Annotated in this window: 33 protein-coding genes and 1 tRNA gene; 10 read left to right on the forward strand and 24 right to left on the reverse strand. The window is 39.2% G+C overall.

Annotated elements, in window-relative coordinates; all coding sequences use genetic code 11:
• Entirely contained in the window at positions 1–1767 is a 1767-nt protein-coding gene (argS, locus tag RCH61_RS07730; protein ID WP_178006248.1) for an arginine--tRNA ligase, read from the reverse strand.
• A gap of 146 nt (positions 1768–1913) precedes the next feature.
• Between argS and RCH61_RS07735 the strand changes: the two genes are divergently transcribed.
• A tRNA-Arg gene (locus tag RCH61_RS07735) sits at positions 1914–1985 on the forward strand.
• On the opposite strand, the gene RCH61_RS07740 is transcribed toward RCH61_RS07735, so the two are convergent.
• Together RCH61_RS07740 and pcrA are read right to left on the reverse strand one after the other, a co-directional pair.
• Complete coding sequence (locus RCH61_RS07740) at positions 1977–2888, reverse strand: deoxyribonuclease IV (protein ID WP_178006247.1); 912 nt, start codon at positions 2886–2888, stop codon at positions 1977–1979. The genes RCH61_RS07735 and RCH61_RS07740 overlap by 9 nt on opposite strands.
• 23 nt (positions 2889–2911) lie before the next feature.
• Positions 2912–5164, reverse strand: coding sequence for a DNA helicase PcrA (gene pcrA / locus RCH61_RS07745; RefSeq protein WP_306480349.1), 2253 nt, complete (start codon positions 5162–5164; stop codon positions 2912–2914).
• Positions 5165–5434: 270 nt separating this feature from the next.
• On the opposite strand from pcrA, the gene RCH61_RS07750 reads away from it, so the two are divergent.
• Positions 5435–6073: a DUF1836 domain-containing protein gene (locus RCH61_RS07750; protein ID WP_306480350.1), complete on the forward strand. Its 639-nt coding sequence runs from the start codon at positions 5435–5437 to the stop codon at positions 6071–6073.
• A 42-nt stretch (positions 6074–6115) separates the two neighbouring features.
• Here the strand turns inward: RCH61_RS07750 and RCH61_RS07755 are convergent, their stop codons facing one another.
• Positions 6116–6406, reverse strand: coding sequence for a YerC/YecD family TrpR-related protein (locus tag RCH61_RS07755; RefSeq protein ID WP_306480351.1), 291 nt, complete (start codon positions 6404–6406; stop codon positions 6116–6118).
• A 172-nt stretch (positions 6407–6578) separates the two neighbouring features.
• Positions 6579–7298 carry a phosphatase gene (locus RCH61_RS07760; RefSeq protein ID WP_306480352.1) on the reverse strand — a complete coding sequence of 240 codons (720 nt, stop codon included), beginning with the start codon at positions 7296–7298 and terminating at the stop codon, positions 6579–6581.
• Between the two features lie 234 nt (positions 7299–7532).
• Between RCH61_RS07760 and RCH61_RS07765 the strand changes: the two genes are divergently transcribed.
• Together RCH61_RS07765 and RCH61_RS07770 are read left to right on the forward strand one after the other, a co-directional pair.
• Complete coding sequence (locus RCH61_RS07765) at positions 7533–8705, forward strand: hypothetical protein (protein WP_306480353.1); 1173 nt, start codon at positions 7533–7535, stop codon at positions 8703–8705.
• A 217-nt stretch (positions 8706–8922) separates the two neighbouring features.
• Positions 8923–9192, forward strand: coding sequence for an ABC transporter substrate-binding protein (locus tag RCH61_RS07770; RefSeq protein WP_306480354.1), 270 nt, complete (start codon positions 8923–8925; stop codon positions 9190–9192).
• Positions 9193–9259: 67 nt separating this feature from the next.
• On the opposite strand, the gene RCH61_RS07775 is transcribed toward RCH61_RS07770, so the two are convergent.
• The 18 genes from RCH61_RS07775 to RCH61_RS07860 all read right to left on the reverse strand — a co-directional run bounded on the left by RCH61_RS07775 (position 9260) and on the right by RCH61_RS07860 (position 20964).
• Entirely contained in the window at positions 9260–10261 is a 1002-nt protein-coding gene (locus tag RCH61_RS07775; protein WP_306480355.1) for a GH25 family lysozyme, read from the reverse strand.
• 74 nt (positions 10262–10335) lie between these two features.
• Entirely contained in the window at positions 10336–10734 is a 399-nt protein-coding gene (locus RCH61_RS07780; protein ID WP_306480356.1) for a type II toxin-antitoxin system HicB family antitoxin, read from the reverse strand.
• 35 nt (positions 10735–10769) lie between these two features.
• The gene (locus RCH61_RS07785; RefSeq protein WP_009242756.1) at positions 10770–10958 is read right to left on the reverse strand and encodes a type II toxin-antitoxin system HicA family toxin; all 189 of its coding nucleotides are present in this window, start codon (positions 10956–10958) and stop codon (positions 10770–10772) included.
• A gap of 84 nt (positions 10959–11042) precedes the next feature.
• Entirely contained in the window at positions 11043–11369 is a 327-nt protein-coding gene (locus tag RCH61_RS07790) for a ribonuclease (protein WP_306480357.1), read from the reverse strand.
• A gap of 2 nt (positions 11370–11371) precedes the next feature.
• Positions 11372–11683: a branched-chain amino acid ABC transporter permease gene (locus RCH61_RS07795; protein ID WP_306480358.1), complete on the reverse strand. Its 312-nt coding sequence runs from the start codon at positions 11681–11683 to the stop codon at positions 11372–11374.
• A 79-nt stretch (positions 11684–11762) separates the two neighbouring features.
• Positions 11763–12179 carry a hypothetical protein gene (locus tag RCH61_RS07800; protein ID WP_306480359.1) on the reverse strand — a complete coding sequence of 139 codons (417 nt, stop codon included), beginning with the start codon at positions 12177–12179 and terminating at the stop codon, positions 11763–11765.
• Positions 12179–12562, reverse strand: a complete 384-nt coding sequence (locus RCH61_RS07805) for a hypothetical protein (protein WP_306480360.1) — start codon at positions 12560–12562, stop codon at positions 12179–12181. The genes RCH61_RS07800 and RCH61_RS07805 overlap by 1 nt, the downstream gene beginning before the upstream one ends.
• A 2-nt stretch (positions 12563–12564) precedes the next feature.
• On the reverse strand, positions 12565–13422 hold the full coding sequence (locus RCH61_RS07810) for a hypothetical protein (protein WP_306480361.1): 858 nt from the start codon (positions 13420–13422) through the stop codon (positions 12565–12567).
• Between the two features lie 33 nt (positions 13423–13455).
• Positions 13456–14007, reverse strand: coding sequence for a phage scaffolding protein (locus tag RCH61_RS07815; RefSeq protein WP_306480362.1), 552 nt, complete (start codon positions 14005–14007; stop codon positions 13456–13458).
• A gap of 195 nt (positions 14008–14202) precedes the next feature.
• Entirely contained in the window at positions 14203–14400 is a 198-nt protein-coding gene (locus RCH61_RS07820) for a hypothetical protein (RefSeq protein ID WP_306480363.1), read from the reverse strand.
• Entirely contained in the window at positions 14390–14626 is a 237-nt protein-coding gene (locus tag RCH61_RS07825; protein ID WP_306480364.1) for a hypothetical protein, read from the reverse strand. Before RCH61_RS07825 ends, RCH61_RS07820 begins: the two co-directional genes overlap by 11 nt.
• 65 nt (positions 14627–14691) lie before the next feature.
• Positions 14692–16044, reverse strand: a complete 1353-nt coding sequence (locus tag RCH61_RS07830) for a phage minor capsid protein (protein ID WP_306480365.1) — start codon at positions 16042–16044, stop codon at positions 14692–14694.
• A gap of 81 nt (positions 16045–16125) precedes the next feature.
• The gene (locus tag RCH61_RS07835) at positions 16126–17478 is read right to left on the reverse strand and encodes a phage capsid protein (protein WP_306480366.1); all 1353 of its coding nucleotides are present in this window, start codon (positions 17476–17478) and stop codon (positions 16126–16128) included.
• Entirely contained in the window at positions 17471–18799 is a 1329-nt protein-coding gene (locus tag RCH61_RS07840) for a phage terminase large subunit (RefSeq protein WP_306480367.1), read from the reverse strand. The genes RCH61_RS07835 and RCH61_RS07840 overlap by 8 nt, the downstream gene beginning before the upstream one ends.
• Positions 18774–19241: a hypothetical protein gene (locus tag RCH61_RS07845; RefSeq protein ID WP_306480368.1), complete on the reverse strand. Its 468-nt coding sequence runs from the start codon at positions 19239–19241 to the stop codon at positions 18774–18776. The genes RCH61_RS07840 and RCH61_RS07845 overlap by 26 nt, the downstream gene beginning before the upstream one ends.
• A gap of 57 nt (positions 19242–19298) precedes the next feature.
• Positions 19299–19445, reverse strand: coding sequence for a hypothetical protein (locus RCH61_RS07850; protein WP_306480369.1), 147 nt, complete (start codon positions 19443–19445; stop codon positions 19299–19301).
• A gap of 98 nt (positions 19446–19543) precedes the next feature.
• Positions 19544–19795: a hypothetical protein gene (locus RCH61_RS07855; RefSeq protein WP_306480370.1), complete on the reverse strand. Its 252-nt coding sequence runs from the start codon at positions 19793–19795 to the stop codon at positions 19544–19546.
• A 311-nt stretch (positions 19796–20106) separates the two neighbouring features.
• Positions 20107–20964, reverse strand: a complete 858-nt coding sequence (locus RCH61_RS07860) for a hypothetical protein (RefSeq protein WP_306480371.1) — start codon at positions 20962–20964, stop codon at positions 20107–20109.
• A 134-nt stretch (positions 20965–21098) separates the two neighbouring features.
• Here RCH61_RS07860 and RCH61_RS07865 point away from each other — a divergent pair, with 134 nt between their 5' ends.
• Positions 21099–21296: a YlcI/YnfO family protein gene (locus tag RCH61_RS07865; RefSeq protein WP_306480372.1), complete on the forward strand. Its 198-nt coding sequence runs from the start codon at positions 21099–21101 to the stop codon at positions 21294–21296.
• A 120-nt stretch (positions 21297–21416) separates the two neighbouring features.
• On the opposite strand, the gene RCH61_RS07870 is transcribed toward RCH61_RS07865, so the two are convergent.
• Positions 21417–22331 carry a hypothetical protein gene (locus RCH61_RS07870; RefSeq protein WP_306480373.1) on the reverse strand — a complete coding sequence of 305 codons (915 nt, stop codon included), beginning with the start codon at positions 22329–22331 and terminating at the stop codon, positions 21417–21419.
• A gap of 169 nt (positions 22332–22500) precedes the next feature.
• On the opposite strand from RCH61_RS07870, the gene RCH61_RS07875 reads away from it, so the two are divergent.
• The 5 genes from RCH61_RS07875 (at position 22501) to RCH61_RS07895 (ending at position 26672) form a co-directional block, all read left to right on the forward strand.
• The gene (locus RCH61_RS07875; RefSeq protein WP_306480374.1) at positions 22501–22842 is read left to right on the forward strand and encodes a hypothetical protein; all 342 of its coding nucleotides are present in this window, start codon (positions 22501–22503) and stop codon (positions 22840–22842) included.
• Between the two features lie 125 nt (positions 22843–22967).
• Positions 22968–23924 (forward strand): viral replication protein, encoded by a 957-nt coding sequence (locus RCH61_RS07880; protein ID WP_306480376.1) that lies wholly within the window; start codon positions 22968–22970, stop codon positions 23922–23924.
• A complete protein-coding gene (locus tag RCH61_RS07885) occupies positions 23917–25218 on the forward strand; it encodes an FtsK/SpoIIIE domain-containing protein (RefSeq protein WP_306480378.1) in 1302 nt (433 codons plus the stop codon). Before RCH61_RS07880 ends, RCH61_RS07885 begins: the two co-directional genes overlap by 8 nt.
• On the forward strand, positions 25219–25419 hold the full coding sequence (locus RCH61_RS07890) for an excisionase (protein ID WP_306480379.1): 201 nt from the start codon (positions 25219–25221) through the stop codon (positions 25417–25419).
• 74 nt (positions 25420–25493) lie between these two features.
• On the forward strand, positions 25494–26672 hold the full coding sequence (locus RCH61_RS07895; protein ID WP_306480380.1) for a site-specific integrase: 1179 nt from the start codon (positions 25494–25496) through the stop codon (positions 26670–26672).
• The last annotated feature ends 207 nt before the right edge of the window (positions 26673–26879 follow it).

Consider the following 26879-nt stretch of genomic DNA (forward strand, 5'->3'; position numbering starts at 1 on the left):
TTACATCCTTTCCGGCGCTTCAAAACCAAGCAGATCAATGCATGTCTCCAATACGCGCTTTGTCAGTCCAAGAAGAGCAATGTAGCCAGAACGTTTCTCTTCGTCTTCCTCTGAAAGAATCTTCGTCTCATGATAAAATTTATTAAACTCGTTGGCAATCTCATAAATATAGGCGCATAATTTGTGCGGAGCTTTCTCTTCGTACACGGTTTCGAATACGTCATTAAATTTCAACGTTTGGAGCATAAGAGCCTTCTCATACACATTCTGAGCCGGACGGATGGAGAGCTCTTCCATCTTTCCGCCATTTTCTTTGTATTTTGCCAAAATCGACTTAATACGCACGATCGTATAAAGAATATACGGACCTGTATTTCCTTCAAACGAAGTAAAACGATCTACATCAAAAACATAATCTTTAGACGCCTGATTCGACAGATCGCCATATTTGATCGCCGCAAGACCGACAATTTGAGCGGTCTTTTTTGCTTCCTCTTCTTCCACTGTACGATTGCCCATAATCTTTTTATACATTTCGTCATTAATCTCATTGATCAGATTTTCAAGACGCATAACGCCGCCGTCACGAGTCTTAAACGGTCTTCCGTCTTTTCCGTTCATTGTACCGAATCCAAGAAATTTCAATTCCGTCTTCGGGTCTACGATCCCCGTCTTCTTTGCGCAGCGGAATACTTGCGTAAAATGAAGTTCCTGCCGCTTATCTACTACATAAATTACTTCATCCGGCTGGTAATCTTCTTCTCTTTGCACAAGTGTTGCAAGATCTGTCGTATCATAAAGCGCCGCACCATCCGACTTCAAAATCATACACGGCGGAACTTCTTTATTATCTGTCTCTTCCTGAACATCTACTACAAGAGCGCCTTCATCATAACGCGCAAATCCTTTTTCTTTTAACATCTCTACCATATCCGGAATATATTTTTGCGCGTCCGCCTCCCCTTTCCAAAGATCGAACTCTACATTCAATTTCTCATAATTCTTCTTAAGGTCTGTAACAGAGACATTCATAATATGATTCCAAATAGCCCTGTATCCTCTATAGCCATTTTGGAGAAGATAAGTCGCATGCAATGCTTCTTCCTTGTACGCTTCGTCCTTTTTTGCATATGCGCTTGCTGTCGGATATATCTCTTCCAGTTCTCCGATCGTAAACGGAGCCTCTTTCGGATATTCTCCGGCAAAATCTTCATCAAAGTACGGCAATTCCGGCTTGCGCTTCTTCAGTTCCGTGATAATCAGTCCCATCTGGTATCCCCAATCGCCGAGATGGATGTCTCCGATCACTTTGTTTCCTTTAAAGCGGATGATCCGTTTCACACTCTCACCGATGATCGCCGAACGCAGATGTCCTACATGAAGCGGCTTCGCTACATTCGGTCCGCCATAATCGATCATGATCGTCTCCGGGGCTTTTGTCTCTTCTACACCAAGTTTTTCCTTATCCGACATCTTATTCAAATAGTCCTCAATACTTTGCGGTGCAAGCTTCAGATTGATAAATCCCGGCTTCACAACTTCTACCATCTCAAAATAGGAACTTTCTTTCAAATATACCGCCACATCTTCCGCGATCATGAACGGAGCTTTTTTATATTTTTTTGCTCCTGCCATCGCGCCATTGCACTGATATTCGCACAAATCAGGACGATTAGAAAGAGTTACTTTTGCAAGTTCTTTATCATAACCGGCTTTTTCAAAAGCTGTTTCCATCTCTGTTGTAATTAAGTCCAACATTGTTTTCAATTTTCTACACTCCTTTATCTCGAAACTCTTTATCATATGAATGATATTCTAACATGTATCAGTTTTCACGGCAACAAACAACTTGAAAACACTTTACATTTTACTCACTTTGTGCTAGGATAATTAAAGTTGTTTGAAACAACGATGCGTCTGTAGCTCAGTGGATAGAGCAATGCCCTCCGGAGGCATGTGCGACGGTTCGACTCCGTTCAGACGCTTTTTTCATGCTCTTTTACAATCCGTTCTTTCATATCAGGATCAAATTTTCCATTCCGCAGCATCTCAATTTCATATTTATACGGCGCATACGACTTTTTCGGATTTGCCGCCGACGGTATATATGGTGTCTCAAGAATCTTGGGAACGTCTGCAAAATCTTCGTGATGAACAATATAATTGATCGCATCAAATCCAATATGCCCGAACCCGATATTCTCATGCCTGTCTTTCGCAGCTCCCGGAACATTCTTGCTGTCATTAATATGAAATACGGCAATCTGATCTTTTCCTATAATATGGTCAAATTCTCCTATCACATCATCAAAATGATGAATAATATCATAACCACTGTCGCTCGTATGACATGTGTCAAAACAAACTCTCAATTTATCGTTATATTTTACTCCATCATAAATCCGCGCCAATTCTTCAAACGTACGGCCGATCTCCGAACCTTTTCCTGCCATTGTTTCCAATGCCACACAGCAATCCATATCCGACGTAAGAACTTCATTGAGTCCTTTTATAATCTGCTTTGTTCCGATCTCTGCACCTTCTCCTACATGAGCTCCGGGATGAAGAATAAGTGTCCGGCTTTTACAGCTCACCGTACGATCAATCTCTTTCGCAAGAAATTCAACTGCAAGGGAAAACGTCTCTGGTTTTACCGCATTTCCCAAATTAATGATATACGGAGCGTGAACAACAATCTCCCGGATCCCATGCGCTCTCATATACTCCCATGCAGGTTCGATATTCAGTTCACTGATCTCTTTTCGCCTTGTATTCTGCGGCGCCCCTGTATAAAACATAAACGTATCCGCTCCGTAAGACACTGCTTCTTTTGCCGAACCAAGCAGCATCTCCTTTCCGCTCATTCCGACATGTGATCCTATTTTCACTTTACGATCCTCCATCTCCATCTCTATATTTTTGTAAGTTTTGCAAACAACGCGAACATTTTTCGGACGCCTGCCGTATCAAACTGCACCGTCACTTCATAATCTCTTCCGCCTTCTTTAATCTCTTCCACCGTACCGTCACCGAATTTCACATGACGCACACGATCTCCGACGCCATAAGACAGTCCTTCTGATTTTTTCGCCATCAGCCCGCTTCCTTTTTGAATTGCAGCGAACACAGGCTTCTGCGAATATGCTTTTTTCCCGTAACCGCCTTGTTCTGATAGATATACCTGCTTTTCTTGCGAAGCGCCGATTTGAGAAAAATGCTTCTCTTTCTTTCCCGTATCAAGCAGTTCATCCGGCATCTCCTGAATAAAACGAGACATTCTGTTATACTGTCTTTCCCCCCTCACCATTCGCATATTGGCGCAAGTAAGCGTTAATTTTTCTTCAGCGCGGGTCACACCGACATAACAAAGTCTTCTCTCTTCCTCCAGTTCCTCGGGATCTTCTCCGCTGACCGACAGATAACCGGGAAACAATCCCTCTTCCATCCCAGCAAGATAAACATGCGGGAACTCTAATCCTTTCGCACTGTGCAGCGTCATAAGGATCACATAATCCCGTTCCTCTTCTATACTGTCAATATCAGCAACCAGCGCCACTTCCTCCAGGAAACCGCTCAAAGTCGGTTTTTCATCTCTGTCACAGCAGCTTTCTTCATACGCCGCCGCTTTACTGACAAGTTCATCTATGTTCTGTACTCTTGCTTCCATTTCTTCCGGATCATCTGCTTCCAGGCTTTCTGCATACCCGGTTTTTTCAATCACTTCAGTCAGAAGATCCGTTACTCCTGCTTCTTCCGCACGACTTTTAAAATATTCGATCAAAGCTGCAAAAGAATCTAATTTTGATATGCTTCGACCGATTCCCGGAATGAGATCCGGTGCAAGCAGCGCGTCATAAAATCCAATCCCTCTTGCTGCCGCTGACTCTTGGATCCGATTAATCGTTGTCAATCCGATTCCCCGTTTCGGAACGTTAATAATCCTTCGGGCCGCCAGATCATCTTTTCCATTATCGATTGTTTTCAAATATGCCAAAATATCTTTGATCTCTTTACGCGAATAGAAATTAATTCCTCCCACGATCTTATAAGGAATATTCATTGCAACAAACTTTTCCTCAAGAAGGCGGGACTGCGCATTCGTCCGATACAAAACCGCATGATTGCTGTAATTTGCTCCCTGCTGCACCTCTTCCTTTATATCCTGTACAATAAACTGCGCCTCATCATATGCCGTATCAAACCGACGCAGACAAATCTTCTCCCCGCTTCCGTTGTCCGTCCAAAGCGTCTTTTCCTTTCTGCCTTTGTTGTTTCGGATAACACTGTTTGCAACATTGAGTATATTTCCCGAAGAACGGTAATTTTGTTCCAGTTTGATTACTTTCGCATCTGCAAATTCTTTCTCAAAATCCAAAATGTTTCGGATATTCGCTCCGCGAAATTTATAAATCGACTGATCGTCATCTCCGACTACACATAGATTCCTGTACTTTCCCGCAAGCAGACTGACAAGCTTAAACTGCACCGTATTCGTATCCTGATATTCATCAACCATAATATACCGGAAACGTTCCTGATAGTTTTCCCTTACATCCGGCTGCGTCGTCAAAAGCTGAACGGTCTTCACCAAAAGATCGTCAAAATCCAGTGCATTATTCGCCCGAAGCTGCGCTTCATATTCTTTATACACTTTCGCGATCTTCATCTGCGCAAAATCTCCCCCGGCATTCAATTCAAATTCTTCCGGCAGGATCATCTCATTTTTTGCAGAAGAGATCACCGATAAGAGCATCCGTTCTTTAAATCGCTTTGTATCAATATCAACTTTACGGCACACTTCTTTCATAAGCGTCTTCTGATCATCTGTGTCGTAAATCGTAAACCGATTATCGTAGCCAAGGCGGTCTATGTATCTTCTCAAAATGCGTACGCACATCGAATGAAAGGTACTGACCCAGATACTTTCAGCTCCGGTACCGACAAGACGATCTACTCTCTGACGCATCTCTCCTGCCGCCTTATTCGTAAACGTGATCGCAAGAATATTCCACGGATTCACGCCCTTTTCCTCAATCAAATACGCAATCCTATGAGTTAAAACTCTTGTCTTCCCAGACCCTGCCCCTGCCAAGATCAAAAGAGGACCTTCCGTATAAAATACAGCTTCCTTCTGTGGTTCATTCAATGTGTCATATATCGCCATTTATAAGCTCCTTATCTTTCCTTTTTCTTTCTGCCCGCAACATCTGCTTCTGACTAGCATAGCACGTGTGTATTGTTCTTATTATCGAACATATTTTCGCCAAAGTCAACCTTCTTTTTTATTCCTTTTCCAAAGTCATTTTCGCTCCTCGTTCTCAGTCATTTTTATCTTTTTAATCATTTTTACTTTCACCTTACAGATTATATTTTTCACAAAACTCCTTGCTATCTAGTTTTCACTACTATATAATAAGGACATCGAGGTGATATTATGGAAATAAACATGACTGATCTGTTAAACAGCATAACAGAAGATCTTAGCAGGATCGATTACATCAAACCGAATGAAATACCGAATATTGACTTATATATGGATCAAGTGACTACCTTTATGGATGAACATCTTGCCGGAACAAAACGACATAGTGAAGATAAAATTCTGACAAAAACAATGATCAACAATTACTCAAAAAATAATCTTCTCCCTCCGTCCGTCAAGAAAAAATATTCTAAAGATCATGTCCTTCTTCTTATATTTATTTATTATTTTAAAAACATCCTTTCCATAAAGGATATTGAAACTCTGCTTTCTCCTCTGCGGGACAAATATTTCTCCGATGAAAGCACGATCAGCCTTTCCGAGCTGTATCGCGAAGTTTGCGAATTAGAGAAATCCCGCCTCAAACCGCTTTCTGAATCTGTCCAGGAAGCATACGAAAGCTCATTTTCCGCTTTTTCAAATATCGAAGATAATGCCGATCAAAATGAGCTTCGCCTTTTTGCATTCATTTGTTCGCTGAGTTTTGATGTCTACCTGAGAAAGGTTATGATTGAAAAAATTGTAGATGAACTTGCTTTGAAAAATGAAGATCCGAAAAAAAACGGAAAAGATAAATTTGACAGAAAATAATAAATGCCGGAGAGACTTGCTGATGCATCTCCGGCATTTTTATTATTTTTTGTCAATCCGCTCAAACACCATATCGTATCCGTCATTTCCATAATTAAGCGAACGATTCACGCGGCTGATTGTCGCCGTAGAAGCGCCTGTCTTCTCTGCAATTTCCAGATAAGTCTTCTGTTCCCTGAGCATTTTCGCCACTTCAAATCTCTGCGACAAAGAAAGCAGTTCATTAATCGTGCAAATATCTTCAAAAAAAATGTAACACTCTTCTTTATTTTCCAGACTGAGAATCGCTTCAAAAAGATAATCTACTGCCTCTGTCCTGATTTTTTTACTCATACAAACTTCTCCTTTTCACCACTGCGGCTTATGTCTGCCTGAACGACTGCGTCTATAACAGTTTCCCAAAGCACTGTTATATTTTAGCACATTAAACTCTTGAAGTCCATATGTTAATCATTTAAATTTATAAAGATTTACTGTTTTACTGTTTCAAAGTGTTCTGGCAGACTCATTTATAGGCATTTAAATACGGTTTCAATCTGTCAAAACTTGTCGTAACAACAAGTTCTTCAGGAAATGCACACAAGTCGAAGATTTCTTCTACATAAGTAAAATTACCTGCATCCACATCGATATGCGCGTCACTTCCTGTCGTAACCGGAACTTCATACTGCTTACACAAATCCAACATCGTAAGGACATTTTCCCGTGTCCCTTTCCTACTGCTGGAAGGTCTCATCGAAGAATTGTTCACCTCTAAAAGTGTTCCTGTCTCTTTTGCCATCTTAACAAGCCTTTCATAATCAATCGGAAACCGCCCGTCATCAGGATGTCCGATAATATTGACATAAGGATTTTTCATTGCCGCCTCATACGCTCTCATATTTTCCTCTTCCGTATGTTCCATCCCATAGCACGGTGGGTGGATGCTTGCAATGACAATATCCAAATCGCGACAAGCGCTTTGGGGCAGATCGATCCTGCCCGTTTCATCCATAATATTGACTTCAGCTCCCATTAACAGACGGATTCCGCAGCATTCTCTCGGAACAACATCCAAGTTTAAAAAATAGAATAACCCGCATGTTCCCGGCATTTCCGGCGCATGTTCCGTAAGCGCAAGAGCCTTCAGCCCTTTTGACTGCGCCGCCGCTGCCATTTCCTTTATCGTACTGTACGCATGTCCGCTCGCCAGCGTATGAGAATGTGTATCTGCTTCAAATTTCATGATTTTTTCTCCTTTCGTTTTTCATAACAGCTGATTCTTGAATTTCTATCCATTGATATTAATTTATTTTAATCTTTTAATTCTGATATCATATCATATTTTGTTCTGTATTTTCGATCATATTTTACACTTTTCGATTTATTGTTACATTTTTCATTGTTCTTAGTCTTGCAAAATGCTATAATAAAACCATTATAAATTCGATTTATCGAAGAGAGAGGAGTATTGATTTTTATGAAATGTCCGATATGCGGAAATGAACTCGAGATCAGAAATAAACAGATCGGCACAGATAACAGCGGAGATCCGGTCTTTAATGAATATGCAGTTTGCCGCGATTGCAAGAAGCAATGGAACTTAGACAAACAACGTGCGAAAAAGGCTGCTGCAAAAGCAAACGCAAAGAAAACTGTAAGCGCGGAAACTACAGGCGCCGAGAATAATGCAGTTCAAAAAAAATCAGAAAATAAAAACAAAAATCAGGTGAAATCTTCCACCCCGAAAACTGCTGCAAAAGGTCACGCAGAAGATTCAGCCGAAGGCGCAAAACGATCAAAAACAGCATCTGAAACTCAGCGGCAGACAACTTCCAAATCGCCTGCCCCGAGACAGAACAGAAAACCGACCGCCAAACCGGCTGACGGAACAACTGTACAATTTCCCGAACGTTCCGAAAAGAAAGCTCCAAAAAAGCAGCCTTCATCCAAACAGGCTTCTGAAAAATCAAATCCGAATGAAGACAAGCGCTACAGCAATATCCCACCGGAACGTGTTCGCACAAAACGAGAAAAAGCCATTCGCAAAGGCTATGAAGATATGCTTGCAACCGGAACTCTCGACACCGATAAAGTAAAGAAAGAAGCCTCTGCAAAATCAAGCAAAAATAAAAACAGTAAGTATGACACAAAGGCATCCCGAAGAGTGCCAGAACCTGAAATTGACGATTATGAAGACGATTATTATGAAGATGTTCCGAGATTCCGTGCAATGCGTATCATTCTTGGAATTATCTCACTTGCCGGATTCGGATTCTTCACTTATAAAGGATTTACAACCGGACTTAGCAGTACGACAGAAGGCGGCGGGACAAGTGGTACATTATATATTATCCTTGCCCTTTGCATGCTCGTATCTTCACTTTTTTATTTTATTTTACAGAAATCAAATACGATCTTCGCTTTTCTCCTTCCGATGCTCTTCTACCTTGGAAGCGGTGTATTTGCATTCCTGAAACGCGGAGATGACCTTCAACTTCTCATCGCTGCTGTTGTAAGCGGAATTATGGCCATCATTTCTCTGATCCTTGCGATCACGTCCAGAGGCGGCTCTGATTATTCAGATGATGAAGAAGAAAATTATGACGAAGCCTTTGAAGATGATTATGCAGAAGATGATTATGAAGATTAAGGCTGCTGCCGAAAAGCACTGCCCCGAATATTTCATATAGTTTGAAAATTAAAACTAAAATTATTATAGAAAAAAACAATAAGAACAGAGCGATACTGACAAAGATATTTTTAACTTGTCGTATCGCTCTATTTTTATAAAACCTTTTGTATTTATTTTCACTGCGTCACTCCATCTTACATATAATTACAATAAAACCAAACTACATGGAGACCTCATGAAAAAACAACTTTTCGCAGCCTTTCTTATTATTGTTCTTGCCTTTGCCCTGTGCACAGGCTGCTCCAAAACTAACAAAGATAACGGAACACAGACATCGACATCTTCCGCAGCCAAAACAAAAGACACTGCTCCTTCAAAAATCACATTAAACGAAGTCGCACATTCGGTTTTTTATGCTCCACTATATGTTGCGATTGAAAAAGGTTATTTCCAAGACGAGAAAATCGACCTCACTCTTGTCACCGGATTTGGGGATGACGCATAAGGCTAAAATATTGATGAGAAGATGATACAATATTTCTCCCCGGAGCTGATCCTCCGGGGTAAATTTATTATTTTACTCGGATCTTTTGTCCCGCATAAATCAAGTTCGGATTAACAATCCCATTCAGACCTGCAAGATGCCGATACGTTGTACCATACTTAGCAGCAATTCCAGATAATGTGTCCCGGGACTGCACTGTGTAATAGACTTCGCCGCCGGAAGAAACATCAATCTTGTTCTGCACCTCGTTGTACCGATTTCCAAGTGCTACTTTTCTTGTGTCTCCATTTCCATATTTTCCCGCATAAACTTCTTTCACAAGTGTATCTACGGAGGCAGATGCAATATAGTTAATCATATTCTGCACCTCATTATACCGATTTCCTAGAGCATTTTTTCTAGCGTCTCCGTCTCCATATTTTCCCTGCATAACCCCAACAACAAGATCAAGCGTAGATCCAGATGGTGCTACTGCCGGCGGATCCCCTCCTGTAATTTCTGCTGGATAATCTCTATAACAATGATTTATATCCACGTTTCCGGAAATTCCCGGAACAGATCCGCCTGACGTATACTGCCAGATATCATATGTTCCCTGATATGTACAGACCAAATTATACTGTGCCACCCATTTTACAAACCGCTCCAACCCTACAAGGTAGTTTGTCCACCAATTTGTATTGGCGTAAACTCCGCACCAGTATCCAGCGTTTTCGATGATGCCCCCAAAAATATTTGCTCTTCGTATTGCTCCTTTTTCCGTTCCAGCCTGCTCCAAATCTAAATAAATTGGGTATGAAAGTTTATATCCGCTTACCAATCTCAGGACGTGTTCCGCTTCGCTTCTCGCCTTTGCGTCACTTGTCGCGTAGGAATAGATATATACTCCGAACGGAATTCCAAGTCTTGTACATTCATCTGCATTTCTTTTCCACTGCTTATCATCTTGGCTCGCAATATTATCTCCATATCCGCATCGTAAGATTGCCCCATCGATATGTCCTTTTACTGCATCCCAGTTAATAGACCCTTGATGTTCGCTTACATCGATTACTCTTAAATTTGCCATGTTCTTCTCCTTTCTTTCGGCGTATTGCGCCAGCGCAAAAAAAGAGAGCCTGCCTCCAAGCTCTCTAAATTATTCTATCTTCCTATATTTAATTTCAGCATCAGCGCTTCCTGCAATACCTGTGAGAAATTAACTCCTCTGGCAACCGCTTCTTCGTTCAGCCATTCCGGAATACTAAGCGTCTTCTTGATTGCACGTGAATTGTGTTTCTTCTGATATTCCATCATATCAAACTCTACGACAGCTAAAATTCCGTCTTCCGCATCTACTTTATTTATTTCTGTCGGTTTTGGAATCGGTTCGCCTTCTGCTTTCCTGCTTGTAAGAGAGATTCCCAGCGCATCTACTGCCATCTCATAAGCCTGCTGCATATCATCTCCCTCTGTTAAGCATTCCGGTAAATCCGGAAAGGATACCCAAAAACCGCCTTCTTCCGCCTCGTGAAAAATTGCAGGATAAAATAATTTTTCCATACGTAATACCTCCGCTTTCTTTTTCAGGCGCAGGGCTATTTAAGCCCCGCTTGTTTTAATATCGCCTGCTCCAGCCCCTTTTTCATGGCTTTGGAGTGATAAGGAACAATAACTGTTATCCCTGTCGTCTGATTCTTGAGTTTTACATGAGAACCATTTTGACTGATTTCCTCAAACCCGTTTTTCTTGAGATGTTTTATCATCTCTCTCGGTGTCATTGGCATCTTTTGTATCTCCTTTCCTTATCATGATTGTATTGTATCACGTATTATTACGTATGTCAATTATTTTTCACGTATCTTTACGTATTATTTATGTTTATTAAATTTCGTCCGCTGCCACATCTCCGCGACTTTTTCCCAGCCACCGGTTGCCACTAAATATACTATAAATGCTGCTATCATAGTTCCAACAATATAATACCAACTTATCTGAATACTAAAGTATATGCATAAAATCACAACCGCCAATGGGCACAAGATCAAGGCCACCACAAGTGCCACTACATTTGTCTGGATTTTTTTCAACCCCGGCATTTCTTTGATTACCTGTGTGATAATACTGGTCAAAAACGCCAATACTCCAATCGCCATAAGTAAATAAGTTACATACTGCATTAAAATTTCCATACTCATAATTATTCCTCCATGTCATGCGCCTGTTTGTTCAAGTGCTTTTCGATTTTATTGATTGCTTCTGTTACCGGACCATTGCACCCCTGCTCTTTTAAACCTTTCAGGCATGCCAATAAGCCGTATGTGGCAAGACACTGCTCCTCGTTTATTTTCCTGATATCTTCATTATGCGTTTTTTCTAGATTTTCTAGTTTTTTTTCTATTTTCGCTGGTTTTTGATAAAACTTGTATATCGCGACCATTATTCCCCCGATTACGCCGAGCGCGCCGATCAGCGCCGCTGCAGTTATAATCGTGTCTGCTGTAATATACATCGGTCTATCCTCCTATTTTATTTTATGCATAAAAATAAGACCTGTTACGGTCTTGCCCTGATTTCTCTCATATTTGCTCCTACTTTACTGCTTCAAAGTAATGTCCTACCAGTTCCGATGCTTTATTCTGCAAAGCCTGCCCACTGTTTCTTGTGCATCTGTAAAGAATGCCGTCCTCTGTATAATACTTTCCCTCGAAGACTTCCATGTTCACATGATACGGAATCGGATCTGCCTTCGTTCCGGTATGTTCCTCGTCAATCCTTGTAAAAATGCTTTCCGTTTCCTGTCCCGGTATCCACTGCGCTTGGAACTGCTGTCCCGGATTAATGGTCTTGTAGAGCACATCCTGGTGGGTAAATTTGTAACCTGCATCCACTGTCTTCTGATCCGCATGAAACCAGACGGCGTCAATGTAATGCGGAACATACACGATTTTCTTAGACTTCTTATCCGAAAACGCATTGAAGATAGTAATATCCGTATTAGTCAGCATCACTCCACCCCCAGATATAAAAGTCCAGTATTCATTAAATAACATTCTGTAATACCGTACAGTTTCTTGCGTAATACTTCTTGCGGGTTCTGACCGTCTGCAATCTCAGTTACATAAGATACAGAATATCCGTCCGTGCTCTCCGACTTCTTGACACTCTCATCGCCCTGTTTCTCAACTTTGTAGATTGTCTCCGCCATATCGCAGAGACAATTCTTTACAATGTTGTCATAAGGATGTCCTTCGAGCTGATCAAAAGTAAACATATGCAGATATATTTCCGCTTTTTTGATCACATACGAGAATTCATTTTCAGGGATCACACGCCCTCCATAATGATCCGTATAATAATTGTAAATCACTTCCTGCATACGATCCCCCATTCTTATGCTGCTGCAGTATGCACGTAGATGGCCACTTTCTTATTATCTTTCGCTTCTGCGATACCTACGGTACGATATCCAAATTTCCAAGCATCTGCGTCCTGGTTCGCTTCAGGTGTAATAATCTTAGATACCGTGTGCTTCTGATTCTGTATTACTGCATTCTTGTCAACAATCAAGAAATCAATCTTTTTACCACCTGTTGTTGTAAATCCGCCGGATCCGGATGCCGTCAAGGTTACCTTGTCGAAAAATCTTCCCTCAGGAACTTCAATCACACCTGCCCATCCTTCCAAAACTTTCTTGGATGCCGTTGTATCAAGGTCTTCAATATCTCCCTTGAGTGCCGCAGAAATATACAGATAACAGGTTTCCGGCTTTGCTTCCGCATTTTTAATAGCGGTTTTGCCTTTTCTAATCGCTGCAATTCCAGCTTTCGCGTCTGCGATCGCTTCCGCAACCTTATTTTCAGATGGTGCATATCCTGCATAAGATGAAAGTCTCCAAGCATCAAGTTCCGGAACAACCTGTGTTCTCAAAAATTCTCCGGAAAGACGCCCGAAGGCAACACCTGCAGATTCAATGTTGTCCATCGCATCTACAGTAAACATACGGCCACGATCATAAGTACACTTCTTAGTCTCGTACTCAAGCGTGACGTCACCTGCAACATATCCTGTCTGCTTATTGTAATTTGCAAGACCGGACATCGTCATTTTCGGAATCAAAATTTCATTTGCGTTCGCACCCTCTTTTACAAGTTCGTTCGGTCCGTCCAAAACGGCTGTAAGAGATGCCAGTTTATAAACTTCATCAAGCATAGTAGCATACGCTTTTCTTAATGCAATCGTATTTGCCATATCTTTTTACCTCTCTCTTTCTAAAAATAAAAATTATTTGTTTGTCGGAAGTCCCATAGCTGCTCTGATTGCTGACAGATTATCTCCGCCAACATCAGCACTGCCTCCGGTTGCTCCGACTGCGTTCATAAATGGTTCGTCAGAACCAAATAAATAAGCATCGGACTCCTTCACGGTTTCCAATGCCTTCTTAATGTCCTCAGACTGGTTTTTTAATGCTTTCAATGCTTCCATATCAAGCATAGCCATGACTGCTTTTTCATTTCTTCCGCCGGCTGACTTAATAGCCTCTTTGACGGTATCGGAGAAAATGCGGTCTGCTTCTTTTGCAGCGTATTCTGCATCCTTATCCTTCAACTGCTCTTTCAAGTTTTCAATTTCACTCTGCATGGCTGCCGGGTCTACATCTTTGAACTTTTCCAAAGATGCCGTTGCTGTCGCAAGCTGGTCCTTATAATTGTCCCTCTCACTTACGGCTTTCGTTGTCTTTGCCTGTTCCGCAGCAACATCCTTTCCATTTTCTGCCATGATTTTGTCAACAACATCCTGTTCCAATCCAAGTCCTTTTAAAAATTCTGCCTTCATGTTACACTCTCCTTTCTTCCGTTCTTTTACGTCTGCCGGAAAAAGACAATAAAATAAGACGCGTCACCCTGCGTCTCAACGGGAGATAACTGGATCACCATTCCTTTCCTACATCCTGTTCAAAAAGTTTCATGACAATCCTCCTTTCTTAAAAATGGGTACAAAAATACCACTCACTCCGAAGAATGGGTGGTATTATTCACTATATGGACAAGACCGACATATTTCCCTTGCCTTATCTATATTCTCTATCTCTTCCAGTTCTTTTGTAGAAGATGTTTTAAAAAAACGATTTAAGCACATCATAGAATCATAACATAAATCAGCATCAATAACCCGACCATACGCAGGGCAATAATGATCTGCTTCGTAGTCTATATTATTACTTGACATACTTTTTCAACACCTCCATTATATTTTCTGATTGTTCGTCATAATCATTTTTTGACCAAACAGTCTTAAATATCCATTCTCCACTTGAATTCGTTACAACCACCATGCCTTCTTCAGATACAAATAGTTGTCTCTTCCCTCCCCACTGAGAAAACATCACCTTCGCATTCTTCATAAAATACCTTACTTCATCATCAGTAATTCCTCGTTCTAACATTCTTTTCATTATATGGTTAGGGTCTTTCTTTCCTTCTGAAAGAATAAATGCCTGCTTCTGAACGGGTGGAAGCGCTACTCAACCTTTATTCCTGCGTCTTCCAATGCCGTATGGATATCGTAATATATTTTATTGCTTGTTGGATATTTTTCTATATATCCCTTTAAACCATTGATGTACTTCCATTTCTCTTCATCATCATACTTCATCTGCCGAAAATCAGCAAGGCTGCCGACATCATCTCCAAGTATATTTCTGTACCGGTAATACTGCTTTGAATCTCTATCCGCATTTCGAATCATATCTGTCGTATATTTACGGTTCTGCTTTTTCGTATTTGTTGCTATCCTTCCGCGCATATCATAATAAATACGCTCTCTTTCTTCTGTCAGACCCATCTTCTTACAGAACCGGCTATATTCATTCAACTGCCCTTGATATTTCGCTCTTGCGATCATGGTATCATCCGGATCAGCTCCGCCTTTCTTCAAAAGGTCAACCTTTTCACGCTGTGCCCGCATACAAGTTTCCATCTGCCTCTGCCGTTGCTTTGCTTCGTAAAGAGTGTATTCTTTACCGTTAAAGGTAATCGGCGTGTTTTCCTTGCGATTCTGCTCTTCCAGCCACTCGTCTGTCCAGTTCCTGACGGAAATGCCCGGAACGAAAGGATAATACATGTGATAGCAGTTAGCACCGAGCAATCCCGTTACACTTCCAAGTCCACACACCGTTGTAAGTTCTTCCTTGCTGTATATTCTGCCCTGCCACACTGCATGGGTTGGTCGAGCTCCGGCGTGCCATTCCACCTCAAAATGTTCTGTGCCGAATTTTTCAGCATTCATTTCAGATATCTTTCCCGAAAGTTGCGACACCCCGGTCATAACAGCTCTGCGTGCTGCCACATCGATTCGGTTTGCTCTTCCGGATGCATAATCAATCTGTCTGAGACCGCTATTTGTAAGCTGTGTCACAACTCTTCGCAAGACGCTATTATAATCAAATGCCCCGGACACAATATCCATACAGGCAGCATCCAAATATTTTTGATACACCTGTGCCAACGGAGTCAATACCGGTTTCCCTGTTCCGTAATCCAAATAAAAGCCAAGAGAATTTGTTATATTTTTCAATTCCTCACTGCTCTGTCTGATAAGCGCCTCCGTTATCTGCTGCAGCTCCTCATTCTCTTCGTACGGAATAAATTCTGCATTAACCTGTTCGTATACTTCCTTATTCCGGACATATTCCCAATCAATGACTTTATCATACAATTCAAACATCTCCGGATAAGATTTATCCAACGCTTCTTTCAACATCTGCTCAATGTCCTCAGAAGAATATCCCAGAATCCGCAGCCTGTTGATCTGCCAGTCAGCAGTGCTGGTTATTTTCCCGGTCTGCCGGATCCGGCGAACGATATCTTCCATAATCCGAATTTCTAGATCAGAGAAGTGTTTCTCAATCTGACGGGACAACTATTTCTTGTAGTCTTCTCTCAATCAGATCACCTACTCCATAACTTGATTCTGTTCCGGCAGCATCTTTTTAGCCGTTGCCTCGTCTTCGTTGTACCACTTCATCCTGTATTCCAGATGTGACATCACTCCCATACTTACATCCTGTCTGTCCTGCTGTCGTTCTGCCTCTTCATCCGTCAGAATAGAATCATTGAACTTGCAGGAAAACTCATACCCGGAGTGCAACATGCTGTTGTAAAAGGCAAGTCCTGCGGCGAAATCTTCCAGGCAATCATACAGATTGTTCTGAATTGCCGTTACCCGGTTATACTTCCGGTTCTTTGATACTTTTATCTCTGTTGCTGTCTTAGCGACTTCCTGCACATCCGATAAATCTCCGTAAGCCAAGCCAACAGAAAATTCAATTTCTCGCTTATACTCTTCAAGTCCACGCTTAAAGGCTTCGTCTCGCATTTCCGGAGAATACTCTTTCAGAAGCTCCTGATCTTTCCCTGCTTCCAAATTCAAACCTCGGTAAAGCCTTTTATTAAGCCTTGCCATTCCAAATCTTCCGGTTGATTTATCCTGTTTTAATGCTTTGCCATCGACATGGATGGCGCGTTCCCCAGATTCATACTCCCAGTCAAGCCTTGCCCCCTGGATGTCCGCCTTTTTAATTAGATCTGTTGCCGAATCGTATACAGAGACACCACATGCCGAACCATCAACTTTATTTTTAATCGGATTCCGGTAATAACCAAAATCCATTCGGTTCATTCCCGGATATGTAACAGGTCCCGGATTGATGTTCAACCATTCTTCTACTGCTTCCAAACTACACGGAAGACCGATATCACTTGCTGTCTGAGAATGAAAACATTTATTCTCTATGGTCAAATTTCCGTTTATGAAATAATGTCTTTCAAACCGCGTGAAGTAATCCGTATCTCCGACTTTCTTCACTGTCAGAAAAGCTATATCATTCGGTTTTCCATCATCTCCAAAGCTGATTGGAATGATCTTATCCGCAGATATAAATTCAGCAGTAGCTTCTCCGAGCGGTTTCAGGACAAATGATCCAAGTGCAAGACCTTCCTGTAAATTTTCATTCAACCTTGCGATATTTTTTTGATATATCTTATTCAGACGCTCATTACTCACGCTGGTTTCCATTTCCACCAGAACGCAATCGGCAAATTCACGACAGATGCCTTCTTCTATCCCCAAAGATACAATGCTGTCAGTGATCCAATCCGCCTGTCCATTCAGCATCTGCTTCCATTCGTTTATCGCATTGATCATGTTGTCAGAAAGTGTGATATCCTTGCCAACGATCTGTTTTAATGTCGTATATCCAAACATCCGCATGAATCCTTTCCAAAATCTTTTTAATCCCTCAAACATCTTCCACCTCTTCAATCAGGTATTTCATATCGCGTTCAATCGTATATTCGAACGCATCCAAACTGTCGATATCTGTGCTGCCATCATCCAGACGATCATCCTTATCTTTCACATCCTTATTCCAAACTGCATCCGAAAATGCCGTCTTCAAGCTTTCGCAGTCTTTTGTAATAAAAAACCGCCCCGCTCCCATGAGCTTGACGGTACATCTGATTCTGTCATTTATCGTTGCTTTTTTTGCCTTACGAACCGATATCCAAGGATACTGTTTCTCCACTGCGTTCCGGATAGAATTTCCAAGAACCGTCTCCGCATTATCATAATAAACGGTTTCCACATTGCAATATTCCACATAATCTCCGTGGCGGATAACAACCCCATATTCTTCAATCACTTCTCCAACAAAGTCGCAAAACATCTTGTCCAGCATATTGCTGTCTATATCCTCATTTTCATCCTTTGCCATGATTCTACGGGATTTTAGTGCAATTACATCTCTGTAATTGTCTGTATATCCTCTGGCAACAAAAGAATGACCGGACTGATTTCCACCAAAGTCCAAGCCGATCTCTATGGATGTGATATCTTCTTTTCGGAATTGCTTACGCTCCGGATCAGGCGATAATTCGTCCACAATCTCACACAAAAATAATTCTGGATTATCGGCAAATCTTTTATAGATTGCTCCTTCAGCCCTTTTCCATAGCCCCAGTATCAGACGGTCGTAATAAATTGTTCCCTCATACTCTTTACAGAGCTGCTGCACAAATTCTTCCGGAAGAAAAGGATTATCGAATATCGTGTACCTCTGCAGGTAGATATCCAGTTCTTCATTGTCCAGAAACTCTTTTAGCCAGTGTGTAGGATGCTCCGGGTTACATGATCCATCAAAACAAGAATATGGTTTATCAAGACGAGATTTCAACATTTGGAACACTTCCTTGTTCCACTTTGCCACCTCGTCTCCGTAGCAGTACTTAATGGATGCCCCTTGAATCTTTGCCACTTGACTGACCTTTTCCGCTCCCAGACAGTAAACATCCTCTCCGCAGATCCGCGCTACATTCCGGTTGTTAATCGTTCCGATCAACTTGTCTGTGTAAATCTCTCGCATCGGCTGCAGAACGTTTCTTTCTATGGATTCTTTGGAAACGCCAAGGATAACATTTAGCCCAGGTTTTCCGGCTCTTTCTCTAATCCGGAAAGGAATCACAAACGCAGTGTCGACATAAGACTTTCCCGATCGTACAGCTCCGGATTTAATATTCCAACGATGCGTTGCATTCACAATATACTCATTCTGTTTCTTGCTTAACTGCATTATCACGCATCTCCTTTAGTATCTGATCCAGTTTATCAAGAGCCTCTTCCGTTTCATTTTCACCAGTAACCGCCTGCTTGCGTGCTTTCTTAAGCTCTGTATCTGCTTCACGGTTCAACCTGTTCTCATCAGATTCAGAAGACTGGCCAGAGTATTTTGCAACAAAGGTGGCTGCCTTCGTATCTCCAGCCAACGCCTCTTTAATCTGCGCCATTAAAAGAGCCGACTCTAAAGTACACTCAACACCAAGTGCCTCCAGAACCGGCTTCCATTCTTCACTATCTATTTCAGCGGTAAGCAGCATGTTCAGCTTCTTCCGGAAGTCCGCCTTCCGGCGTCTTGCCTTTCCACTGGCTTTACCTCCTTTTGATGTAATAATCCGTAGTTCGTCCGTTGTTCGATGATCAAATCCTTTATCTTTTATGTTTTCATAATTCGCCACTTCACCACCTTCCTCTACTTAAAATTTCGCATTAGAAAAGACACCCTTTCGGATGCCTTATACCTGTCTGTTCTTCGGCTCTACCGCTTCAGATCGGACATTGTGCGTCTGGTTCTGATTCTCCGGTTTTACCTTTTCTGTTACGCTGTTGAACTTATTCAAGTTCTTCTGTCTGTTTTCCTGCTCCTGCTGCTTTTTATTCATTCTATCACCTCGGGGATAGTATGTGCACAGGGAGTGGAATTATGCATTAGAAAAGCACCCCGGAGGGTGCTTAAATTTTAAATTTTCTATATTTTTCTCTATAATCTAGCCAATATATCACTTACTCTTTTCCCATCTTTTCTATCCCCATTTTCAAGTGTGTTCGCAAGATTTATGGAAAACTCTATTTGTTGCTTGCACCATTCCGTTGCCGTTAGCAAATCGTGTTCACTTATTTCTTTCAATACTTTACTAAAATATATTGGATGAATTCCTCGCTTCCATCCAATTTTTTTTGCAACTTCATGTTCAAATTCCTTATTTATTTCAGGATACGAATAGCCATTCAATCGACAGGCAGCTCGCATAGCATTGCATAGATATCTGTTTTTTATTTTAAATGAAATTTAAAAGATTATCCTAAAAAACGCTTGAAATAAAGGCAATTCACAGCATATCAAGCACAGAAAAACAACAAATTTACTACTCATTTACTACAAATCACATAGAGCCTTGTTTATGACGAAAAAAGTTAATCTTTGTCAATCCCTTTACCGTAGGCACTGAAAAGTGGGGATTGACAAAGGGAAGAAACGACAAAATAGAAAGAGGGATATTCCAATTCATCATTTTGGAATATCCCTTGATTATTATTTATCGCTTAATCTAACCATTCGCTTAAATCATCACTGCTCCAACTGTTCCCTTGATCGTCTTGTGCTGTCCAACTGCCGTCAGAATATTCCTGATACTCTGTTCTGCCATTTTCATCTTCGTACCATGAAGTTCCCGTTTGATAACGACCACCAGATGATGAACTGCTAGTATTTCCGCCGGAAGAACCGCCCGATGAAGAGCCGCCGGAAGAACTTTCAGAACTATTGTAATTATTGGAACTTGAAGCCTGCTGTGCTTTCTGTGCAGCTTGCCTTGCCGCTTCTTCCTGCTGTGCTTTTTCTTCAGCTTCTTTTTTTGCCTGTTCTTCTTTTTCGATTGCGGTTACTCTGTCCTCATAAGATTTTACAAGGTCAGTGATTTTTGTTTCATACTCGTTTACTTCGTTTTCCGTACATACAACATCTTTTTCGCCTTGTATGGTCTTTAATAATTCATTGAGTTTTGTTTTAGCGTTGTTTAACTGCTCTTTATCGCTGATTTTATCAATATCTTTCAGCATGTTGTCGGTCAAAGTCTTGTCGTATTCTTCTCTAAATACTTTCTGCATATCGGATATAACAGAATGATATTTTTCATCTATTTCCTTAATTACATCTTTTGACTTTTCATAATCAACATGTTCCTTTGAAATAGACTGTAAAAGAGTAAGTTTATCTTCTCGTGTATCTCCCTTGTTAAAGTCTGTTTCTGTCTTTTCAATCTGTGCAATGGCTGTGTCGATTTTCTTCTGTAATTCCTGTTGCTGATAATAACGATACCCCAATACAGAAGCAATAATTAAGACAATTACAGCTATAATGATTGGAATAATCACTTTCTTGCTTTTGAAATTGATTTTCATGTTGTCCATTCCTCTCTATGCTTTTTTCTCATTTTATCATATTGTAAGATTAGAAACAATAGTTGCATTGCAATATGCAGTGCATATTTTTGTGCTTATTTGCAATACCATGTTAATAACAAGGAGGTATGCAAATGGCTTTCCAACTCAAACCCGATAAGAAGCAGACAGAAAACAAAACAATAAGATTCCCCTTAGAATTGATTGAGGAAATTGAAAACGCAATTCAAAACCAACATGTTACATTTTCTCGCTTTGTTATACAAGCTTGCCAATATGCTTTAGAGAATATGGAAGAGAAAACAGAAGATACAGAAGAAAACAAAGAATAAAGCGAAAAATAACATACTATTTACACAATTCTATTATATAACTGAAGTATGAAAAAGAAGAACAACTAACAAGCAATATTAGTTGTTCTTTTTTCATTTTCAATAATAGAAATTCCTTTATTAGCTATTAAAAAAATCGTCTAATAAATTCAAAAATGATTGTGTAATTTTTTCTAATGATAAATCATTAAATATATGTTCAAAAATATCATAGGTGCGTTCTACAGTATCAGTAATAAAAAAATCATATAACTTCATATCAGAAAATCCAGAAGTATTATCCGCATATTGAATTTGTAAAGACTGAGATAAATTATCCTTAAAGAAATTTTTTATATTCTCATACGCTTTTAATATATCTTTATATGAGATTTTTTCTTTTAAATATTGCTTATACTTATCTTGATTTCTCTCTAGTGGGAAAACTTTATTACTAAATTCATGATAACTTTCCTTGATTTTTATAACCAGTTCGTTGCTGTATTCATTACATACTCCTATGTAAAGACTATGCTTCCAGTATTCATTATAAATTGCATTAGAAATATCTTCAATCTTGGGAGATAATAAAAAAAATTCCAACTGTCTTTGAATTTCTTTATTTCTTTTTAACTTATTAATTGCTATGTCGTTAAGACCAATAACTTTATGAATATCTGTATTTTCATGGCTTTCATTAGTTTCGATTCCTAAAAGATAATCTATACTTACATTTAAAGAATTTGATATTGCAATCAAATGATTTATGCTGAATGTTCTTAATTTTTTGTGTGCATTTATGTTTGTGCATTCTGTTAAGGTACTATGAGCAAGTTTATAATCATCAAATAATAGTTTGTATCTATCGGTGTCAGAACTTACATTTTTACAAACATCTTTTTTTGAAAGTTCTTTTAAAGAGAGTTGCTCATAAAAACGCAAGATAAAATTCTTTCTCCAATTTTCAATTGAAGTATCATTCCGCAATTTTTCTAATTCTTCATTATCTAACCCATCTAAATATTGAGGTAATCTCTTTTTTTCATCTTTTATCATTTTACCCTCCTTAAATTCTATATTCAGAATATAAATATATTATAAATTCTTAAAATCACAAAATCAAGAATATAATATTGAGAATTTGATAATTTGATATAGTATTTTCAAGATATAAAGCAAGTGTACACAGTAATATATCTGGAAGAAAAATAGGAGGAAAATACAAATGAAATATTTAAGACAATTTGAATATTTTGATTGGAACGGTTTTGCTAAACACAAAAGATTTATGACGGTCGGTATATCTCCATTAACTGACCGTGAAACGAAAGAAATTATCGGTACAAGGGTAGAAATTGTAACTACACAAGATAATACGCCTTATGAACGAAAAGAGAATGAGAAAGGCTCTAATCTTTTTGAAAAGCTATATGTAAAAGTGCCAAAGCAGATTGATGTGCCTATGCAGGTCGAAGTGCAGTTAAAAAATGCGGTAGCGACTGTTTATGGAGATTATCGAAATCAACTTTCTGTATATGCGGAAGATATTGTTGTTGTAGAGAAATAATTGCGTTTGGCGTTGTGGTATGAGTGCCCGTAAGGGCACGAATTACCACAATATGCTAAGGGGGAAGTATTACCCCTTAGCATATATATGTAGCATGTAGCAGAGGAAAGAAAAGGAGTGATTTAATGGGAAACCCACAATCAAGGAAGTGGAATATAGTAATAAATAACCCTCAAAAATATGGGCTGACAAGGGAAATCATTATTGATAGATTGAATAGCCTTTTCCCTACTTATTACTGTATAAGTGATGAAATATCAAAGAGTGGAACTCCACATACACATATTTTTATATACAGAAAATCTCCTATCAGATTTTCAACAATTTGTTCTTCTAGGTTTCCTGTTTGCCACTGTGAAAAGGCACATGGAAGCGTACTTGAAAATAAAGAGTATGTTTCTAAAACAGGCAAATGGGAAGGAACAGAAAAAGAAGAAACAAAAGTTGAAGGCTCTTTCTATGAATGGGGCGAAATTCCAAATGAGAAACAGGAAAAAAATCCACTAAATTATGAAGTTATCAAGGATTTAGAAAATGGAAAAATAATTGGCGAAATTGTTTCAGACAAACCCGAACTTATCTTTAGGGTTAAGCAAATTGAAGCATTAAAAGAGGCTTTACTAATCAAGAATGCAAATAAATTTCGTTCTCTTTCTGTGATTTACTGTTTTGGCGAAAGTGGAGTTGGCAAGACAAGAATGGTTTATGAATGCCATGAACCTGTTGATATTTGCAGAATAACGAATTATAGGAAACACAAAGACATGAGTTATGATACATATCATGGACAGAAAGTTTTGCTGTTAGATAATTTCCAAAGTTCTCTTTATATTGATGATTTGATTTCATTGTTAGATATATTTCCAATGTATCTGCCTGCTAGGTTCTATGATAGATATAGTGTATATGAATATGTATATTTGCTCTCTGTTCTTCCTTTAGAAAAACAATATCGAGATGTACAAAGACATTATCCCCTAAAATGGAACGCTTTAATAAACAAAATTAGTAAAATTATTGAAATCAAAGAAACAGGGGAAGTCGTAGAGCATGAGAAAGAGAGGTACTTTATATATGATTAGAAAAATAGAAAATTTAGGCTTTCGCTTGCTAAATGGGGTTAGGGTAATGACCTCAGATAAAAAGAAATTGATTACATTTATTTGTCTATTACTAGTACTTTACTTTTTGAATGGATTGGGGTTTATATATTATTCTGTACTGCCTAAAAATATCATCAATGAAACGATTTTTATAATTATTGAACCTTTTACGCTGTTTGTAGCTTTGATAGTATTGGGAACGCCTATGGGAACACGTAAAATATCAAAAGGTTTTTATAAGATAGGCTTTCATAATAAGGAGTACGAAATTCCCCGACTTTTGAGCAAAAAAAGACAGTCCAAAGAAACGGATATTATTGTTCATACATTTTACAGTCCATATCTGTCTATAATTGATTGGGAAAACGCAAAAGAGCGAATAGAAACAATATTAGAATATGATATTTTGAAAATAGAATTTGGCAAAAACAGCAAGAAGATTATAAAAGTCTATTGCGTTGACATAAATAAATTTTTTTCAAAAATGCTCGTATGGGAAGATAAGTATTTAGTTGATGATGATTGTACTTTGCTATTGGGGATTTCTGCTTTTGAAAAAGTAATGATAAATATAAATGATACCCCTCACTGCCTGATCGCCGGAGGCACAGGCTCTGGAAAATCATCGCTTTTCAAACTTTGTTTGTGGCAATGTATATCAAAAAATATGGAAGTTTATATTGCAGATTTCAAAGGTGGGTTAGACTTCAAAAGGTTATGGCATGAAAATTGTAAAATTATTACTACGGAAAAAGATTTTCTTGATACGCTGATTTCTATAAAGGCAGAAATGAACAGAAGAAGAGATATTTTAGTTTCTAATTCTTGTAGAGATATTGAGGAGTATAACAACAAGAATAATGAAAAATTAAACCGTATCATTGTTACGTGTGATGAAGTGGCGGAACTCTTAGACAAAACAGGATTGAAAAAAAGTACCGATAAGGAAAAGTTGGAACTTATGGAAAAGATAGAGGAACATATAACGTCTATCGCTCGATTGGGGCGTGCTTTTGGCATACACCTTATTTTATCAATACAAAAACCGTCAGCCGATATAATCAACGGTCAGATAAAAACAAACTTAGGCAACAGAATATGCGGAAGTGCGGATAAAATTTTATCTCAAATGGTATTAGAAAATAGCTCTGCTTCTGAAAAAATACCGCCAAACTCAAAAGGTGTATTTATCAATCAAAACGATGTTCTTTTTAAGGCGTTCTTGCTTGATGAAGATAACTTGACCTTAACAGCAAAGGAGCGTGATATGTAGATGAAACACAATGTACCTATACACGAAAAATATTTATTATCTATCGATGAAGCAAGCCAATACTTCCATATTGGCGAAAATAAGTTGCGAAAAATTGCAGAAGAACATAAGAATGCGGACTGGATTTTCTATAATGGGAAACGCCTGTTAATCAAGCGAAAATCTTTTGAAAAAGTCTTAGATAAATTAACCGCAATTTAATGAAATGAAGCCTTGTTTATGCTATACTCTGATTAGTCATATTCAAGGCTCTTTTCATAAGAAAGGAGTTCATAATGGAAAAGAGGACAGACCGCAAAGGTCGTTTATTACATAATGGAGAGAGTCAAAGAAAAGACGGTAGATATGCTTACAAGTACATAGAAAACGGAAAGCCTAAGTTTATTTATTCTTGGAAACTTGTTTCGACTGACAGAGTACCAAAAGGAAAAAGAGATTGTGTTGCACTTCGTGATATGATTAGAGCAATACAAAAAGATTTAGATGACGGTATTGATACGACAGGCGGAAAAATGACGGTATGTCAATTATACCAACGCTATATCAATAGTCGTGCAAATGTCAGAAAAGCGACCGTACAAGGAAGAAATAACCTTATGGAAGCCTTAAAGAATGACAGCTTAGGGAATGTGAATATTGATAAACTGAAACTATCTGAAGCGAAAGCATGGGCGTACAGAATGAAAGAAAAGTATTCTTTCAGTACAATCAAAAATATGAAAAGAAGCCTTAACGCAACATTTTATCTCGCTATACAAGATGACTTGCTTAGAAAAAATCCTTTTGATTTTGCTTTGACTGATGTTATTGAAAATGACACCAAAACGAAAGAAGCATTGACAGAAGAACAGACAAAGGCACTGCTTGACTTTGTGAAAATTGATTGTACATATAAAGCCTATTATCCTGCAATCGTTATCCTGCTAAATACTGGCTTGCGTATCTCTGAAATGTGCGGATTAACGCTTTCTGACCTTGATTTTGATAACCGCATGATTGATATTAACCACCAATTAAAAAAAGACAAAGACGGTTATTATATTGAGCCACCAAAAAGTGATAGTGGTTATCGCAAAGTGCCTATGACTGATTTAGTCTATGAAGCATTACAGGAAGTTATAAGAAGCCAAAACAACGCACAGCCTATTGTCGTTGACGGTTATAGTACTTTTATCTTTCTTAACAAGCAAGGCTATCCTATGTATAACGCTTGTTATACAACTACTTTCAGAAACCTTGTGAAGAAGTATAGAAAGATTACGCAAAAGGAATTGCCGAACATTACACCGCATATTTTAAGACATACCTTTTGCACGAACATGGCAAACAGAGGAATGACACCGACTAATCTTCAATATGTCATGGGGCATAAAAATATCACTATGACACTTGGCTATTATGCACATGGGGGTTATCAGTCAGCACAAGCCGAAATGCAAAGATTGACCGCATAATCGTACTACTGAATTTACTACTTTAGACGAGGTAAGATTAAGCAAGTTTAAGACGTTTTAAGATATTATCTACCGTATAAAAAAGCCCTTAGACCGTATAAAATAAGGGCTTAAGGGCTTATAAGAGAGTTTAAGAAATTTCTTAAATATTTAGAGACTATGAAGAAAAGTCTGTAAATAAGATCTTCTATGATAAGAATGGGCGAG

Origin of the sequence: Mediterraneibacter sp. (genome assembly GCF_030825015.1) — a bacterium.
Classification (GTDB): Bacteria; Bacillota; Clostridia; order Lachnospirales; family Lachnospiraceae; genus Mediterraneibacter.